This window comes from Paraherbaspirillum soli (assembly GCF_042654985.1).
Taxonomy (GTDB): Bacteria; Pseudomonadota; Gammaproteobacteria; order Burkholderiales; family Burkholderiaceae_D; genus Paraherbaspirillum; species Paraherbaspirillum soli.
This window is the reverse complement of record NZ_JBHSMT010000023.1, coordinates 185,724-201,632: the sequence shown is the minus strand read 5'-3', so window position 1 is coordinate 201,632 and position 15,909 is coordinate 185,724. Positions and strand designations below refer to the sequence as shown.

At 55.5% G+C, this 15,909-nt stretch carries 17 protein-coding genes; 14 read left to right on the top strand and 3 right to left on the bottom strand.

All coding sequences use genetic code 11. The annotated features are described in order from the left end of the window. The first annotated feature begins 142 nt into the window (after positions 1-142). The 5 genes from ACFPM8_RS13110 (at position 143) to ACFPM8_RS13090 (ending at position 2,852) form a co-directional block, all read left to right on the top strand. The gene (locus tag ACFPM8_RS13110) at positions 143-397 is read left to right on the top strand and encodes a SymE family type I addiction module toxin (protein WP_378998001.1); all 255 of its coding nucleotides are present in this window, start codon (positions 143-145) and stop codon (positions 395-397) included. Positions 398-586: 189 nt separating this feature from the next. Next, positions 587-802 carry a hypothetical protein gene (locus ACFPM8_RS13105; protein WP_378998000.1) on the top strand — a complete coding sequence of 72 codons (216 nt, stop codon included), beginning with the start codon at positions 587-589 and terminating at the stop codon, positions 800-802. Positions 803-1,044: 242 nt separating this feature from the next. Beyond that, positions 1,045-1,572, top strand: coding sequence for a hypothetical protein (locus ACFPM8_RS13100; RefSeq protein ID WP_378997999.1), 528 nt, complete (start codon positions 1,045-1,047; stop codon positions 1,570-1,572). Positions 1,573-1,699: 127 nt separating this feature from the next. Then, a complete protein-coding gene (locus tag ACFPM8_RS13095) occupies positions 1,700-2,230 on the top strand; it encodes a hypothetical protein (RefSeq protein ID WP_378997998.1) in 531 nt (176 codons plus the stop codon). A 247-nt stretch (positions 2,231-2,477) separates the two neighbouring features. Further along, a complete protein-coding gene (locus ACFPM8_RS13090; RefSeq protein WP_378997997.1) occupies positions 2,478-2,852 on the top strand; it encodes a SymE family type I addiction module toxin in 375 nt (124 codons plus the stop codon). Positions 2,853-3,051: 199 nt separating this feature from the next. Here the strand turns inward: ACFPM8_RS13090 and ACFPM8_RS13085 are convergent, their stop codons facing one another. After that, positions 3,052-4,755, bottom strand: coding sequence for a C13 family peptidase (locus ACFPM8_RS13085; RefSeq protein ID WP_378997996.1), 1,704 nt, complete (start codon positions 4,753-4,755; stop codon positions 3,052-3,054). A 270-nt stretch (positions 4,756-5,025) separates the two neighbouring features. Between ACFPM8_RS13085 and ACFPM8_RS13080 the strand changes: the two genes are divergently transcribed. The 6 genes from ACFPM8_RS13080 (at position 5,026) to ACFPM8_RS13055 (ending at position 9,245) form a co-directional block, all read left to right on the top strand. Further along, the gene (locus ACFPM8_RS13080; RefSeq protein ID WP_378997995.1) at positions 5,026-5,262 is read left to right on the top strand and encodes a ParD-like family protein; all 237 of its coding nucleotides are present in this window, start codon (positions 5,026-5,028) and stop codon (positions 5,260-5,262) included. Further along, positions 5,259-5,537, top strand: a complete 279-nt coding sequence (locus ACFPM8_RS13075) for a type II toxin-antitoxin system RelE/ParE family toxin (RefSeq protein WP_378997994.1) — start codon at positions 5,259-5,261, stop codon at positions 5,535-5,537. Before ACFPM8_RS13080 ends, ACFPM8_RS13075 begins: the two co-directional genes overlap by 4 nt. A gap of 497 nt (positions 5,538-6,034) precedes the next feature. Beyond that, positions 6,035-7,408, top strand: a complete 1,374-nt coding sequence (gene cysS / locus ACFPM8_RS13070; RefSeq protein ID WP_378997993.1) for a cysteine--tRNA ligase — start codon at positions 6,035-6,037, stop codon at positions 7,406-7,408. A 128-nt stretch (positions 7,409-7,536) separates the two neighbouring features. Further along, complete coding sequence (locus ACFPM8_RS13065) at positions 7,537-8,082, top strand: hypothetical protein (RefSeq protein ID WP_378997992.1); 546 nt, start codon at positions 7,537-7,539, stop codon at positions 8,080-8,082. An 11-nt stretch (positions 8,083-8,093) separates the two neighbouring features. Then, on the top strand, positions 8,094-8,423 hold the full coding sequence (locus ACFPM8_RS13060; RefSeq protein WP_378997991.1) for a hypothetical protein: 330 nt from the start codon (positions 8,094-8,096) through the stop codon (positions 8,421-8,423). A 12-nt stretch (positions 8,424-8,435) separates the two neighbouring features. Continuing rightward, on the top strand, positions 8,436-9,245 hold the full coding sequence (locus ACFPM8_RS13055) for a DUF5984 family protein (RefSeq protein ID WP_378997990.1): 810 nt from the start codon (positions 8,436-8,438) through the stop codon (positions 9,243-9,245). Between the two features lie 143 nt (positions 9,246-9,388). Here ACFPM8_RS13055 and ACFPM8_RS13050 read toward each other — a convergent pair whose 3' ends face one another. Then, positions 9,389-9,604, bottom strand: a complete 216-nt coding sequence (locus ACFPM8_RS13050; RefSeq protein WP_378997989.1) for a hypothetical protein — start codon at positions 9,602-9,604, stop codon at positions 9,389-9,391. 295 nt (positions 9,605-9,899) lie between these two features. Between ACFPM8_RS13050 and ACFPM8_RS13045 the strand changes: the two genes are divergently transcribed. Both ACFPM8_RS13045 and ACFPM8_RS13040 read left to right on the top strand, forming a co-directional pair. After that, positions 9,900-12,437: a glycoside hydrolase family 15 protein gene (locus ACFPM8_RS13045; RefSeq protein ID WP_378998003.1), complete on the top strand. Its 2,538-nt coding sequence runs from the start codon at positions 9,900-9,902 to the stop codon at positions 12,435-12,437. A 183-nt stretch (positions 12,438-12,620) separates the two neighbouring features. Next, entirely contained in the window at positions 12,621-13,406 is a 786-nt protein-coding gene (locus ACFPM8_RS13040; protein ID WP_378997988.1) for a DUF4349 domain-containing protein, read from the top strand. A 94-nt stretch (positions 13,407-13,500) separates the two neighbouring features. Here the strand turns inward: ACFPM8_RS13040 and ACFPM8_RS13035 are convergent, their stop codons facing one another. Further along, on the bottom strand, positions 13,501-14,535 hold the full coding sequence (locus ACFPM8_RS13035; RefSeq protein ID WP_378997987.1) for a zinc-dependent alcohol dehydrogenase family protein: 1,035 nt from the start codon (positions 14,533-14,535) through the stop codon (positions 13,501-13,503). 247 nt (positions 14,536-14,782) lie between these two features. Here ACFPM8_RS13035 and ACFPM8_RS13030 point away from each other — a divergent pair, with 247 nt between their 5' ends. Next, a complete protein-coding gene (locus tag ACFPM8_RS13030; RefSeq protein ID WP_378997986.1) occupies positions 14,783-15,679 on the top strand; it encodes a LysR family transcriptional regulator in 897 nt (298 codons plus the stop codon). Positions 15,680-15,909: the final 230 nt, after the last annotated feature.

Here is a 15,909-nt window from a genome sequence, read left to right as displayed (position 1 = left end):
TTGGGGCTGAACGACAAGAGCCGGATGAATCGAGAGGTTCACGTCCGGTTCTGTGAGAGCCTGAAGGGGAGGTTCCTTTGGGCGACTCGATCACCCGTTTCACAGCGGGGAGCCGGTCCACTTTTACAAGTTGAGGATCGCTATGACTAAAGCCGCACCGCCTGGACCATCAGGCAAATCCGCTTCACCCACGCAAGACAATTCCACGCCCATCACCACATCCACCAGCAACAACTTGCCAGACCGGCATTTAACCGTCGGCGTCTGCCCGGAGGGTAAGCTCAGAACCCCTTGGATCCGGCTGCGTGGCAAGTGGTTATTGGCAGCAGGCTTCACGCCCCAAACCCGGATCCGGGTGCAGGTGAGAAGAGGCTGTTTGTTCATCACCAGAGAGTAAAAAGTAGGGCGGATGAGCGTAGCGTTATCCGCCGTTGGATGTCCCACAGGCGTGTGATGCATCCAGAACGGCGGAAGGGTGTAGCAGGGGTTTCGGATGGCATGCCATCCGCCTGCGTAACGGTATCCGCTTGCAAGCGGATACGCGCCCTGCAAGGGCTGCGCTTTTCCGCCCTACGATTTCTGGGAAATGAAAACGCAAGAGAACATCACCATCACCATCGGCACCGGGACCAGTTACGGCGAGTATGACGAGCAAGGCAAGCTGGTCAGTATGAATGGTTTTTTTGAGAGATGGATTTCCCATCTGCCGAGGTGTCTGGTAATTTTGACCGCTGCACACGTGAACAGCAGTGGCAACGAGGCAACGTCTACAGCAATTTCAAAGTTCAGCTTATGTAGTTAATCGGGGACATAGTTTAAGAGGCACCGCAGCGTGCTGAATTACTGTGTCCCCGATTAACGGCCCACGGAGCGCCGACGTATTTTCCTGTCCTTACGGTCCTGGACACGAAGTAGGGCGATGGCCCAGAAAGTGAGAGAAGGGAACGCCGCCACAGTCCACCAGCAAACTCTTGTGAAAATTCCTGGTGGAAATCCTGAAATGCTCTACCCTGCAATTAATAGCGGTATGGAAGAGAGTTCATCATGAAAACGATGAGCATGGCTCTGGTCCTGACTGGCCTGATGGCCGTGCAAGAACCCAACGACGAGCAAGATCAGGACTACGAGAGGAAACGAAATGACGAACTTCGTCTGCTCTATACGTCTTGTGTGTCGGAGATAGCGAGCTTTAAGCAGCAGCAATGGCACGTAGCGAACTATGGATTGCTCTTGTATGCAGCGATTGCGTCAATGCCAAAATTTGTCGCTGCAAAGATGACGGAGTTGGAGCTGTTTTTGTCGTACGTCGGAACCTTCGCCGTCCTAGCAGCCGGTTGGTATCTCGTCGGATTGCTGGCTTCGTCAATCCAAGAACGACGTCGCAGGCTAACTAAGGTGCGAACACATTTCACGAGCGAATTCATGAATGCATGGAGAGCTGGACGGCTGGAAAGTGAAGTGCCCGATTTGCCGCAAGAAAAGCCAGATCTCCTATGGTTTTTTCGTACAGTATTTGTTGTCGGGTTTGGGGTCACATTATTCTTGCTGACTAAGTTCTCCTGCGCCGCATAACTAGTCAGCCAACATCGCCCTGGATTATGTCTTGCACAACAGGCAACCGGGCGCACCTAATACGGATTTCCTCTCATGAAGTATCAGTGCGGGCGCGTCGGTTACTTTTGCATTATGGAGCTCAATCATGGCAGCTCTCGCAGAGTCGCTCGTCGATGAGTGGCTAAACCGGCAGGGCTTTTTCACAGTCCGTGGCCTAAAGCGAGGGGTAGATGAAATCGATCTACTTGCCGTTCGACCGTCTGGAACGTCGTTCGAGGCTTGGCATGTCGAGGTTCAAGCGAGCTTTCGCCCGATCAGCTACATCAGCAAGATTCCAAAAGAGCTAGTGGCAACGTTTGGTGCATCGGGAACGAGTGCCAAGCACCGTCCACCCGAAGTCCTGCGTTCGTGCGTGAAAGCTTGGGTTCAAGGGAAATACCTGTCCTCCAAAAAGTGCAAGATGCGAGAGGAAGCGTGGCAGAGCCTGGCATGGAAATTCTTCCTCGTTCACGCGGAAATGCGGTGGCAGGAAGAATTGGATTGCATCGCCGAAGCTGGCATTACGCTCCTGCCGCTGCTCCAGGTTCTGGAGGAACTGCGCAACCAAAAGCAGGGCCTGCTTCGGGGAGGTGCTGGAACCGACATTGCTGAGCTCATCGAGTACTTCACCAAATAAGCGGTTGCGCTGTAAGCCCAACATTTTCCCCGTCCTGTGCAGCATTCGTTAGGCTTTGAGGCTCAATCTGCGAGTCCGCATGGAAAGCCCAACATCGCCAATGCCCGGATTGTCACGGCATCCAATTACGTTTATAGTCGGCCCCGTCCCTGAGAAACAGATCATGGGATGAGGATTGAAAGCCTGACTTACAAGAAGCGCACGGATCGCAACATGCGATCCGTGCGTGCACCGTTGCGCGTCATCTATGGCGGCGATGGTGGGGAGCCCTCGGGCTGCCGGTTTTTCTTCTTGTACCGGTCTTTCAATCCTGCCGTCTGCCGCCTACCCGATTGAAAGCGGGGAGCCGGTCCACCTTTACAAGTTGAGGATCGCTATGACTAAAGCCGCACCGCCTAAACCATCAGGCAAATCTCCACCCGCACCAGACCGTCCCACCGCCATTTCCATATCCAACAGCTATCCAGACCGGCATTTAACCGTCGGCGTCTGCCCGGAGGGTAAGCTCAGAACCCCCTGGATTCGGCTGCGCGGCAAGTGGCTATTGGCAGCCGGCTTCACACCCCAAACCCGGATCCGGGTGCAGGTGAGAAGAGGCTGTTTGTTCATCACCAGAGAGTAAAAAGTAGGGCGGATGAGCGCAGCGTTATCCGCCGTTGGATGTCCCACAGGCGTGTGATGCATCCAGAACGGCGGAAGGGTGTAGCAGGGGTTTCGGATGGCATGCCATCCGCCTGCGTAACCGTATCCGCTTGCAAGCGGATACGCGCCCTGCAAGGGCTGCGCTTTTCCGCCCTACGATTTCGGGATGAACGAACCTGCTACTGCGTTGATTTTTGCTCAACCGGCCCGACTGGCAAGGTCTGCTTGACATCGACAGCCTGCGGTGCCGCTTTTAATTGCGCTCGCCATTTTTTCAGGTATTTGTCGATCGCCGCCGCATGATGCATTTGCGGTTCTGAATGGACAATCTCGGAGGTTTCGCCGTCGGCCTTGGCGTCGTCTTTTTCCCAGGTCGCCACCAGCGTCTTGGTCTTGTTGAAAGCGTCGCCAAAGGATGTACTGTGCGGCAAAGACTCCTTGAAGAACGCTTTGCCGAAGTAAGTGAAGTCGTTTTCGTCGGCGCATCCGAACGAGGTCCGGTCGTGGCGCGCGGCGGTAATCACCATCGTGTGCTCATCCTTGAGAGGGTCGATGAAGCCGCCGGAATAACAGGCCGAGACCACCACGACCTTCCAGCGGATGCCAGACTCCTTCAGCATTTTCCCCAATTCCTTGGCCTCCAGGTTGCGCAGGTCCATGCCGTTCTGATCCAGCTGGAATTCATGATCCTTCGATCCGTGGCTGGTCAAATACAGAAACAGGATGTCGTTTTCCTTGTCCATCCGGTTGGCGATGGCGGTCAGGCTTTCGCGAATGCTGGTCAAGGTCGCCATCGGCGCTTCGCTGACCGTGTTGCGGCTGTTGACCAATACCATGGACCGTCCCTGGGTCCCGAAATCGCTATCGAACTGCTTGCGGACGAAATCCGTTTCGCGGTGAAACACCTCCTGTGCGCCATTGCCCCCGACCGCCAACAAATACAGATTGATCTTGCCCGCTTCATGCGGCAACAACGCAGACAAAGTCTTGTCTAGCAAGGCGCGCTGGTTGTACAAGGCTGTTTCGACATTGAGTTTGGTTTGCTTCTCAGCTTCTTTGTTTTCCAGCTGCCCGTAATGCCAGGTGCCGCTGTCTTTGGTGCGGCCATCCGTTTGCGGCACGGCGTAGGTCAGGACGCCTTCGCCTTCATACAGGCCATACTCAAAACCGCCTTTGTATTCGTTGCCTTTGGCGTCGCGGAACACTCCCTGGCCGTTGAACTTGGAGTTCTTGAACTCGCCCTCGTAGCGGCTGCCATTCTTGCCGATGAAACGTCCCTTTCCGACCAGTTCGTTATCGACAAAAGAGCCTTCAAGGATATCCCCCTTTGTGCCGGTAAACGTGGCGACGCCTTGGACATGCCATTTGACGAAGGCGCCAGCAAGGCGGGAGCCGTCTTTGTCCTGATAGACGCCGTTGCCCGTGAAATCTCCTTTGACAAAGTCGCCTTCGTAGGATTGCTTGTCCGGCAATTCGTATCGCCCTTTTCCGTCGAATTCGTTATTGGCGAAATGACCGACATAAACCGCGCCGTGTTGATCGACCGTGCGTCCTTGTCCGGTCATCACGCCATCCTTGAAGTCTCCCTCGTAGGTGGCGCCGGTACTCGCTTGGTATTTCCCTTTGCCGGAAAATAATCCTTTGTCAAAGCCGCCCTCATACCAGGCGCCATTCGGCCATACTATTTTTCCTTGCCCATGCAATTTGCCGTCCAGCAGCTGGCCATAATATTGACCGCCATCGACTGTCGTCGCAGCCGGGGTCGTTGGCGCGGCGGCTTGAGTGGCGAGCGGCGATCCCGAAGCAGATGTAAATACGGCCGCAATGGCCGCGGCGACGAGCGCCCGGCGGCAGCGGCCTGCGATGGCTTTGTTGTTGGTCATTGGTAGGTCATTTCCCGAAAATTTCTTTGTCATTGAAGCAGGCGTGTGTCGCTTGGAGGCCGAGACCCGCTTTGTAATAAATTGCAAGGCGGAAATTTAGCATGAGGCCTTGCAATTTGATATGGAAATCTCGATCAGCGGAAGCTGCGGGTGTGCAGCCCGCACATACTACGTTTGCGAAGTGAGGGGGGGCAGTGACGGATCGGGGGTGCTTATATTATGTTTCGAGTCGGGGTATCATCACGCTACAAATGTAGCAAGGAGCAAAAAATGACCTCAACCACATCCATCCGTATTGACAAGGCGCTTTACGATCTTGCCAAGGCCGACGCAGCCACCGAGCATCGAACTATTTCAGGCCAAATTGAATTCTGGGCTGCTGTTGGTCGCGCTGCTTTGGATAATCCTGATTTGCCAGTGAGTTTTATTGCTGAGAGTTTGGCTGCAATGGCTGAGCCGCGTGAGCAAACGACGGCATTTGTCCCGCGCAGCCGCAGCGCCACATGACTTACGAAGCGCGTCAAACGCGCAGGTTTGGTCGACAGTACAAAAAACTTCAAGCTAACGTCGTTGCTGATGTGGACGAAGCCGTTGATGTCGTCGTAGCTAATCCAGAGATGGGGGAGCGCAAGAAAGGCGACCTTTCATCACTACATGTCTATAAATTTCGCAGCCAAGGTCAGCTATATCTATTGGGCTATACCGTCGATGGTGCGGTGCGCTTGGTCTATTTGGAAGCGATTGGCCCGCATGAAAATTTCTATAGAGATTTGAAGCGTTAGAGATTGCATGCGTGCAGCACGTAACTTGGGCTACCGCGCTTGACCAAATCCAGGCGAAGCCATAGGATCTAGGGCCTGTTGGCATATAAATTGGGAGTGCGAATGGGTCTAAAACGCTGCAGGGCTAGGCGCAGGTTGCGCGGTTTGGCGAGCCAAACAAGCAGCCTGCAACAACGCCATGTAGTGTTTTAGACCCATTCCCTCCGGGTTCAAACCAAAACGCGCGCCGGACTGCGTTGTGCGTCTTGCAAGGGGGACCACCCCTTGCTGCGCCGCACGCCTTGCCGGCACACGTTTTGGTTTGAACGCATCTCCCAATTTATATGCCAACAGACCCTAACCTTCTTAGACATTTCTTAAACGGGAACACACTCCATGTCGCATTCTTGCTGTCACCGCTGGTCATCGGGAACTGCTGACTAAAACCTTGTCTTCGTCTGAACCCTGATGGCTGCCAGTTGTACAAACTGGCAGCCATTTCCTTTTTTGGGGCCGCTATGCATCTTTATCTGTACGACACCTATCAACGCGCACTGCGTCTGTTCGAACCGATTCACACGGATCATGTCGGGCTCTATTGCTGCGGTCCGACGGTGTACGACTATGCCCATATCGGCAATCTGCGCACTTATATCTTTGAAGATTTGCTGCGCCGGGTGCTGACGTTCAACGGTTATGCGGTGCGCCATGTGGTCAACATTACCGATGTCGGCCACCTGGTGTCCGATGCCGACGAGGGCGAAGACAAGATGGAGAAGGGCAGTCATCGCACCGGCGAATCGGCCTGGGCCATTGCCGAGCGCTATACCGCCGCTTTCCAGGACGATATGCGGGCCTTGAACCTGTTGCCGCCGACTACCTGGTGCCGCGCCACGGATCATATTGCGGAGCAGATCGACTTCATCTCGACGCTGGAGGAGAAGGGGTTTACCTACTGCACTTCGGATGGCGTGTATTTCGATACCAGCCGGCAGGATAGCTACGGCTACCTGGCCCGTCTCGACCGGGAGGGTTTGCAGGCCGGGATTCGGGTCGACAGCGGCGAAAAACGCGGGCCTACCGACTTTGCTTTGTGGAAGTTCAGCCCTGCGGACGCGCAACGGCAAATGGAATGGGATAGTCCGTGGGGCCGCGGCTTCCCCGGTTGGCACATCGAATGTTCGGCGATGTCGGCCAAATTCCTGAGCCCCTGGTTCGACATCCATTGCGGCGGCGAGGATCACATCGCGGTGCATCACAACAACGAGATTGCGCAAACCGAAGCCTGCTACGGCACCCGGCTGGCCAACTTCTGGATGCACGGTTATTTCTTGCGTTTGAATGCGGAAAAGATGTCAAAATCCAGCGGCGAATTTTTGCGGCTCCAGACTTTGATCGATAAGGGTTTTGAGCCTTTGTCGTACCGCTATTTATGCCTTAGCGCGCACTACCGCGGGCAAATGAGTTTTACGCTGGAAGCGCTCGGCTCGGCGCAGGTGGCGTTGAACCGCTTGCGGGAAGCATACTTTAGCTGGCCGACGGGCGGCATTGCCGATGCAAAGTTTGTGGAACGCTTTACCGCGGAGATTAACCAAGACCTGAACCTGCCGCGCGCCATGGCTATCGTGTGGGAGGTAGTCAAGAGCGCAGTGCCGGCCGCCGTCAAACGAGCGACGCTGGATGCGTTCGAGCCGGTATTGGGGCTGCAGCTGGCTGAGTGGCGCGATCGGGAAGACAGCTTGCCGGCGGAAGTGTTGGCGCTGGTGGAAAAACGCCAGCAGGCGCGGCAGCAAAAGCTTTGGGCCGAGGCGGATGCGCTTCGAGACCAGATTGCCAGTCTGGGATTCGATCTTGAAGATACCGCTAGCGGCCCAAGAATATCCAAGCATTAATTAAGATGTCGGGATCCAGGCAATGTCGAGGAGAGCGGTAGATCATGCCCTTACATATGTTGAGACGGCTCAAGAAGTTCACCACAGCCGAAGACAAAGTACGGCCGTTGACGGCGGGCGAAATCGCCATGGCCCAAAAGGTCTTTAAGCACGCCATCGACTATGCGCAGGTCAAGGTGCATAAGCGGCCATACATAGTCGGCGCCGGCAGCAATGCGATGACGCCGAATGGCCAAATGTATTTTCCGGCGGCTTATTGCAAGCCTGATTTTTCGATGGAAAGGGACAGATATAAAGTCTGGTTCATTCACGAAATGACACACGTCTGGCAGTATCAATTGGGCTACGGCGTTCTGCGCTGCGGCGTGCTGATCGCGATCAAGGGCGGATATTGGGCAGGCTCGGGGCAGCGGCTCGGACGCGCCTATCGCTACGATGCGGTTGCGGACGCAGGCAAGCCGATGGCGGCGTTCAATATGGAGCAGCAAGGCGAATTGATTTCACACTACTTTGATGCCAGATATCTGCACGGGGATGGAACAGCTGCCAGGGCCACGCATATTAAACACATGGATTTCTATATGTCGGCGCTGGCCAACTTTCTGGATGACCCTGCGGATGCATCGTTGCTGCCGAATACGACGCGTATTAAGAGTGGCGCGCGGATCCTATGAAGGAGTCAAGCATGCCGGTTAGCGCAAGGTCAGGAGGAGTGGTGGTTTTTCTTGCTCTTAGCCGTGCAGGGCTAGAAAGCTTTAAGTTCCTGAGGCGAGAGCCTGGATTTGCTCTTTGGGTTGGCGCCGGCGTATTAGAGGAATCTGAAATTGAAGAACTATGGGCAGAGGGGGCGAACGTCAGCATTTTCGCTTATGAAATATCTGCGAATGATGCCGAGGCAGTTGCGGGCGCAATCGACACTATAAAAGAACACCATCCTCACGCTGTCGTTTGGATAGAGTATGTAGCTCCTGACATTGCGTTCGCCCCCGACTCCAAAACGCTCCGGCCAACTTAAACAATAAACAGCATGCCCTTATTTGAATTCGATCTCACCAAGCTTGAGGAAGTAGCTCCTTGGGGAACGCCTCCAAACCAGACATTGCACTGGTTCGGATTGACCGATGGTGTTTACCATCTCGATGTAAAAGGAAAGCAATTATTTCGCTATTCGGCGGAAATCATCGCGCATTGGCAGAAGCAGGACCCGCAAGCCGCAAATACGCCATTCGTGAATTACCAGGTGGTCAGGCTGTGGGAGGACTTGTTTGATCTGCTGGCGGATGTTTTGGAGCCAATACCTGATGCGCTTTTTCAATTCATTGAGACGCCTGATTCGCAGAAAAGCTTTGAAAATAAAATTCAAACACTCATCGGCGATGACGAGTCGGACGAAAGAATTGAACTGTATTTTGAGGCGTGCGAATGGATTCGGTTGAGGCAGTTGGACTCGATGCATTTGGTTGAAGGTCCTAGAATCTGGATGTTCCGCCATAAGGATGAAATTATTATTCGATGGGACCATCAAGAAAGGCGCATCGACGGCATCCAGCCCTGGGCTGAAATTAAAGGGGAGGAGAAATACTCGGTCGCTGTTTTCATTGCCGAAGTGATTTCATTTCATGAACGCTTAATGAATGCGATGGAAGCAAGGGTGGATTGTGTCGTTCGGGGAAATTCTATTCCAGATGTGAGCATCGACTTGGTAGCTCTGGCGAATGAGCATCGTGAAAGAAAAGGCTGGCTGGTGCGGGCCTTAAATCGTCCGCCCAAAAAGCTCGACCCAGATAGAGTTTTGTCCGCGATTGCGGAGCTGGAGCGCAGCCGGCACACCAATTAGCCGGGAATGGTCATGCTTTGCAATACGATCAAACTAGAACTCAGGTCGGTTGCGTGCGACAACCGTCCGTTGCCAATGTCCGAATGGCAGGAGCGGAGGCAATCCATTCAAGAATTTTTTTGTTGGATTACTTCCGCTGCCGTTTATTCCTCCATGCCGGCAAGCCTCTCAATATCCGCTATCGCCGTGCGCAGCATCAGTTCTGCCGTCGCCTCGTGCGGCGCGACGCCGGCCACAATGGCATCGGGAACAGCTTTTTTCATGTCGCCGTCGCGCTGGATGTAATATTGCCCCTGGTCATATTCGATCGTGTAAAGCAGGCATTGTCCTTTGCTTCGTCTGTATTTTTGCAGCAGCATTTTCATCCTCCATGCAGGTGATGTCGAACGGACTTATTCTACTGCGTGCGTTGCGTCGATGTATTGCCAGCCGTCGCATGCAGTCCAGTCCTTCAAGCGCGTACCACTGACCGTATCGCTCACGGTTTCTCGTGAGTTTTTTTTGCGCAATCTTCCATATCGTTTTGCGCCAGATGGCGGTCCTGCTTGTCGGGCTGCCGGAGGCAATGATGCGGATCCCTTTATAACGATAAGAGCAACATCAAAGGAGATACATATGAATCGACGCATCACACCGGTCGTCACGGCAACTCTGATGACGGCGTTCCTGAGCATGCCGTTGGCATTTGCAGGAGGCGCCGCACCGGGCGGTCCTGGCGCCGGCTCAACATGGGCACCGGCACAGAAGTCGTTTCTCGGCACCTCGGCCAGTAATACTTCGCGCGTCTACTTTACCGGCTACCGCAGCATAGTCACGGAAATCTTCTACCCGACTCTCGATAATCCGAACACCGTCGATCTGCAGTTTTTGGTCGGCGATGCAGCAAAAACTTTTGTCGATGAAGAAAAAGTGCAAGCCAGCTATACGGCGACGCAGCCGGACAAGCGAGCTATGGCCTGGACCGCAAGTACCGCCAATAACGGCCACAACTGGCAAATCAGCAAGACGATTTTTGTCGATCCAACGCGTCATGCGCTGATCCAGCGCACGACATTCAGTGCGCTGAACGGCAAGAACGTCGGCAATTTCAACCTCTACCTGTTGCACAATCCTTCGATGAACGATGCCGGCGCGGGCGATACGGCAAAAACGCTGGCATCAGGCGGGCGCACACTGCTTGTTGCTTCAAAATCGAATCGGGCTTCTGCGATTGGCGTATCGCTTCCATGGAAGAATGTCGGCGGCGCCAGCATGGCCTCGGTCGGCTTTGTCGGAGTCAATGACGGCTGGACCGACCTGCTTGGCGGAGCGGCCGACAAGAGCATGGACTACACCTATGCCACTGCTGCGAACGGCAATGTGGCGCAGATGGGGTGGATCGACTTTGGCGGCAGCACTGCCAGCAGCATCTCGTTCGACGTTGCCGTCGGTTTCGGCGCGACTGAAACGGAGGCCATGAACACCGCCAACGCGACGCTGGCGGACAACATCTCCACCTTGCGAACGACCTACGATAACGAATGGCACGCATACAACAACGCCCTCAGCACGCAAGGCGGCACTGCGGACGATCAGTACTATCTGGCTGCGATGTCGCTCAAGTCGATACAGGACAAATCGAATGGCGCGATGATTGCCGGCATGGGCACGCCGTGGGGAGAAACCGCGGACGACACCAAGAATACGGGTGGCTATCATCTGGTCTGGGCGCGCGATCTGTTCAAGTTCGCGAACGCGTTGATCACGGCGGGCGACACGGCGTCGGCAGCCTCCGCCGTCGGCTTCCTGTTCAAGGTGCAGCAGCAGGCGAATGGGCGTTTTCCGCAGAATTCGCAAGTCAATGGCACGCCATACTGGAACGGCACGCAAATGGATCAGCAGGCAATGCCTATCCTGCTTGCCTATCGTCTTGGCCCGACTATCTATAATCCGATCTGGCCGAAAATCAAGCTGGCAGCCGATTTCATCGTCGCCAACGGACCTTGGACGCAACAGGAGCGATGGGAAGAAACCTCAGGCTATTCGCCGTCGACGATCGCCGCAGAAATCGCCGGCCTGGTGGCCGCCGCCAAAATAGCGATCGTCAATCGCGACCTCGGCAGCGCCGCGACCTACATGCGCACCGCCGATTATTGGCAGCAGAACGTCGCCGGATGGACTTACACCAATACCGGCCCGCTCGGCAGCGGCAAGTACTACATCAGAATTAATCCGGCCGCCAAGAGCGGTACCGGCGCCGGCCCTCAGGTCTACAATCCGGCCAGCGGCCCGGACAGCGCGTCCAGCTATACGATAGGAAACGGCGGCGGTTCGCACGATCAACGCAAAATCATTGACGGCGGTTTTCTGGAACTGGTTCGGATGGGGATCAAGAGCCCGCGCGACAGCACCGTCGTCACCACCATCCCGGTCTACGACGGTGCCATCAAGCAGACCATCAGCGGCAAAGGCGACGCCTGGTTCCGCTATAACTTCGACGGTTATGGCGAACAGAACGACGGCTCAAATTACAACGGCGCCGGAAGAGGGCGGCTGTGGCCGATCTTTAGCGCCGAACGCGGGATGTACGAAATTGCAAAGAGCGGTCTCGGCAGCAGCGGCAATGCCTATCTGAACGCTGTGAAGGCATTTTCCACGCCTGAAGGATTTGTCCCGGAACAGGTCTGGGGTAACACCACGGCGATCACTCCCGGCATTGATGGCGGCTGGCAGACGACGACCCCTGCGCCTTATGTGGCGGGAAATCCAAGCAAGTCGATTGCACCGCTGAGCTGGGCGATGGGCGAGTACATCAACTTGCTGGCGTCGATCAATGCAGCGAAGGTCATTGATATTCCGCAATCCGTCTGCTCGCGCTACAACAACTGCACCATCGCGCCGTCGGCCGGGCAGGTACAGGCGGCCGTGAATGTAACGGCCAATACCTCGTTTGGGCAATGGATGTATGTGACCGGCAGCGTGCCCGAACTAGGATCGTGGAACACCGATCTGGGTACGCCGGTCGATCCGGCCGGCTACCCGGTCTGGGCCAACAAGATTAATTTGCCGGCAAATTCTGCGATTTTTTACAAGTACTACCGTAAGAACAGCGACGGTTCGGTCACGTGGGAAAGTCTGCCGAATTCCGGAAATCGTACGCTGAATACGCCGGGCTCGGGAACCGTCACGTTGTCCGATACGGTGAGTTGGTAATGCTGTGCGCGACTTGCTGTGCAAGTCGCGCCACTGTGGCACATCGGAGCGATTGAATGCCGTGACGAAACGATTTCCAGATAGAATTCGCACTCCCGACCGTGGCCGGTTTTGCCGGTTCCGATTTCAACAGTATGCACGGCAATTCGAACGCCGAACATTACCCCCTATATCGATAAGAACATGAGATTAGTTGCAACCGTGATCGTTGCCGCATTAATAGTTTGCGGCTGTGCTAAAAAAGAAGATGCTGGTGCTTTTGCTTATTCAGAAAATGCAGAAAAGGCTGCCAATCAGTTCATGGCGTATGAGCATTCCCTGTCTTTGGATACGGAAGAAGGAAACGTAAAAACGGTGTTGGCCAAGGCAGAGGCACTATGTCGAAACGATCAGGTTAACAGCTGTACCGTATTGGATTCAAATCTGTCCTCAGGCCCCCAGGTCGCTGCCAAAATTAGTCTTAGGGCCAAGCCCGACGGCGTGCGCGCGATCATGAAGGCAATTTCCGCCAATGGCGAAGTGATAAGCCAATCAACGCATGCGGAGGATTTGGCAAAGCCGATCGCAGACTCCGCCAAACAATTGGAAATGCTCAAGGACTATCAGAGAAAACTGCTCGATCTCAATGCCAAGGCTCGCACCGACATCGATTCGCTGATCAAGATCAGCAAAGAGCTGGCGTCAGTGCAGAGTGAAATTGAAAGCGCTGCCGGAGAGAATGCGCATTTGATGCAGCGTGTGAATACGGAAATATTGAACATCAATATCGATTCGAGAAGAAAGGGCTCATTCTGGAAACCTATCGTCTCCGCGGCGTCGGAATTCTCGGCAAGTCTTGCGAGTGGAATATCAAGCGCCATCACCGGCGTTGCTTATTTGCTTCCCTGGCTGTTGGTGATTCTTGGTGTTGGATGGGTGGGGCGCTGGATTTGGAGGCGGTTCAAAAAGCCGTCTAGATCCAAGGAGTAACTCCCCGATTTATTTGGGCGACCAATTAGCTATATGGAACACGAACGCCGTCATCCCGAAACCAGCTTCAGGATGACGGCGTTTTTTTACGTGCTCATGCAAGCGAAACAACCACCTTGCCGAGCGCTCCCCGCGCCAGATGCTCGAATGCTGCAATCGCGTCCTGGAACGGATACACCGTATCGATCACCGGGTGAATTTGGTGCTGTTCAAAGAACCGGTTCATCGCTTCGAACGCGTTGCGGTGGCCGACCGATTGGCCGTGGATACGGACCTGTTTTATCAGCATCGGAATAATCGGGATGCTGGCTTCCAGGTCGTCCAGCATGCCTACCAGCGCGATGTGGCCGGCCGGGGCGACGGCGGCGATCGAGCGGCGCAGGCTTGGGCCGCCGACCACTTCGATCACATGGTCGACGCCGCGGCCCTTGGTCAGCTCCAGCGCGCGCTGTTCCCAATCCGGCGTTTCAGAGTAGTTGATGCCGTCGCGGGCGCCGAGCGCTTTGGCTCGGGCCAGTTTGCTGTCGCTGCTGGAGGTGGCGATGACTCTTGCTCCCAGCGCGCTGGCAATCTGGATGGCGAAGATAGCCACGCCGCCGGTACCTTGCACCAGTACCGTCTGGTCGGGTTTGAGTTGACCGTCTTCGACCAAGGCGCTCCATGCGGTCAGTGCGGCAATCGGCAGCGTCGATGCTTCGGCGTCGCTCAGGTAGGCCGGTACCGCGACGGCCGCTTGCTGGTCCAGCACCACATACTCGGCCAGCGCGCCGGGCAGCGGTGTGCCGAGAGTCGGGCCGCGTTCGTCATGTGATTTGGGAGTTGTTTCGTCGCCGATCCAGCGCGTGTAAAACTGACCCATCACTCTTGCGCCGATGGTGAAGCGGGTCACGCCGGCACCTGTCGCCACCACTTCGCCGACAAAGTCCGACACCGGGACCGCGGGGAGCGGCAGATCCGGTTGATAGACACCGTCGACCACCAGTTTGTCGCGGTAGTTCAGCGACACCGCTTTGACGCGTATCAGTAGTTGCTGCGCAGACGGCGCCGGCACCGGTTTTTCAGCCAGGCGCAAATTCTTGAGGCCGAATTCCGCCAGTTCCCACACCTTCATTGTCTTGTTGATGGTCATTGCGTTTCCTTAAAAATGAATAAGAGGGCACCTCTCAAAACCTACTGCAGGGTTTGGTAAGCCCGCCAATCTCAGGGCTGCGATGCTCACCGTACCTCCGTACGGCTGCGCTTCTCGCCCAGACCTTGGGTCGCTCGCTACGGTTTTTAGAGGTGCCCAAGAGTTGCCACGATATAACAATGATCGTGAATCATAAATATGCTATGATTCATAGAACTTGTGACTATTGATCATTAATAGTAAAACCATGGAATTCACTGAAATCACTGCCTTTGTCCAGGCCGCCGAATTGCAAAGCTTTACCGCCGCCGCGCATCGTCTGGGCTTGACGCCGTCGGGCATCAGCAAGTCGATTGCGCGTCTGGAGCAGGAGCTGGGGGTGCGTCTGCTCAATCGCACTACCCGCCAGCTCAGCCTGACTGCCGACGGCAGCCTGTTCCTGGGACGTTGCACGCAATTGCTGGCCGATTTCGAGGAAATGCGCTCGCTGTTGCAGCCATCCAAGGCAGAACCGGCCGGTACTTTGCGCGTATCGCTGCCGGTCAGCTTCGGCCGCATGGTGGTGATGCCGGTGCTGACCCGCCTGTGTCAGCAACATCCGAAGTTGCACATCGAGGTCAGTTTTACCGATCGCAAGATCGATCTGGTCGAGGAGGGGATAGACGCCACGGTGCGGATCGGCGTGCTGCCGGATACGCAACTGATCGCGCGGCGTATTTCGACCGCCCGCATGCTGGTTTGCGCGTCGCCGGAATATTTACAGCGCGCAGGCCGCCCGACCCATTCGGCCGAGCTGGTTCGGCATCAGTGCGTCGGCTATCGGTCAAGCAACAGCAGCCGCGTGAGGAACTGGGAGATCCTGGAGCCTGACGGCAGCAAGGCGTCGGTCCTGCCCCCCGTGCGGCTTACCGTGGACAACGGCGAGGCGCTGGTGCAGGCGGCGCTGGATGGCGTCGGGCTGGTCAGCCTGCACAGTTATATGGCGGCGGATCTGGTGCGCGGCGGCCGCTTGCAGGTCTTGTTTGCGCCGGACCCGGACGAGGACGAGCCGATCCATGTGTTGTACCCGAGCTCGCGCCACTTGTCGCCTAAAGTCCGGGCTTTGGTCGATTTGCTGGCGGAGGCGGTGCCTAAGAGTTTTTGATGTCACCTCTGAAAACCTACTGCGCGACCCAATCTCTGGGCTGCGATGCTCGCCGTACCTCAGTACGGCTGTGCTTCTCGCCCAGACCTTGGGCCGCTCGCTACGGTTTTTAGAGGCGACATTGATGTTTCTGCACTGTTATTTAGAGAAACAAGTTCGCTACTGACCGCCACCAAGTTCTACGCTAGACTGCTGATTTTTGCTTTTTCCCAACTGCGTAAGCATTGTTT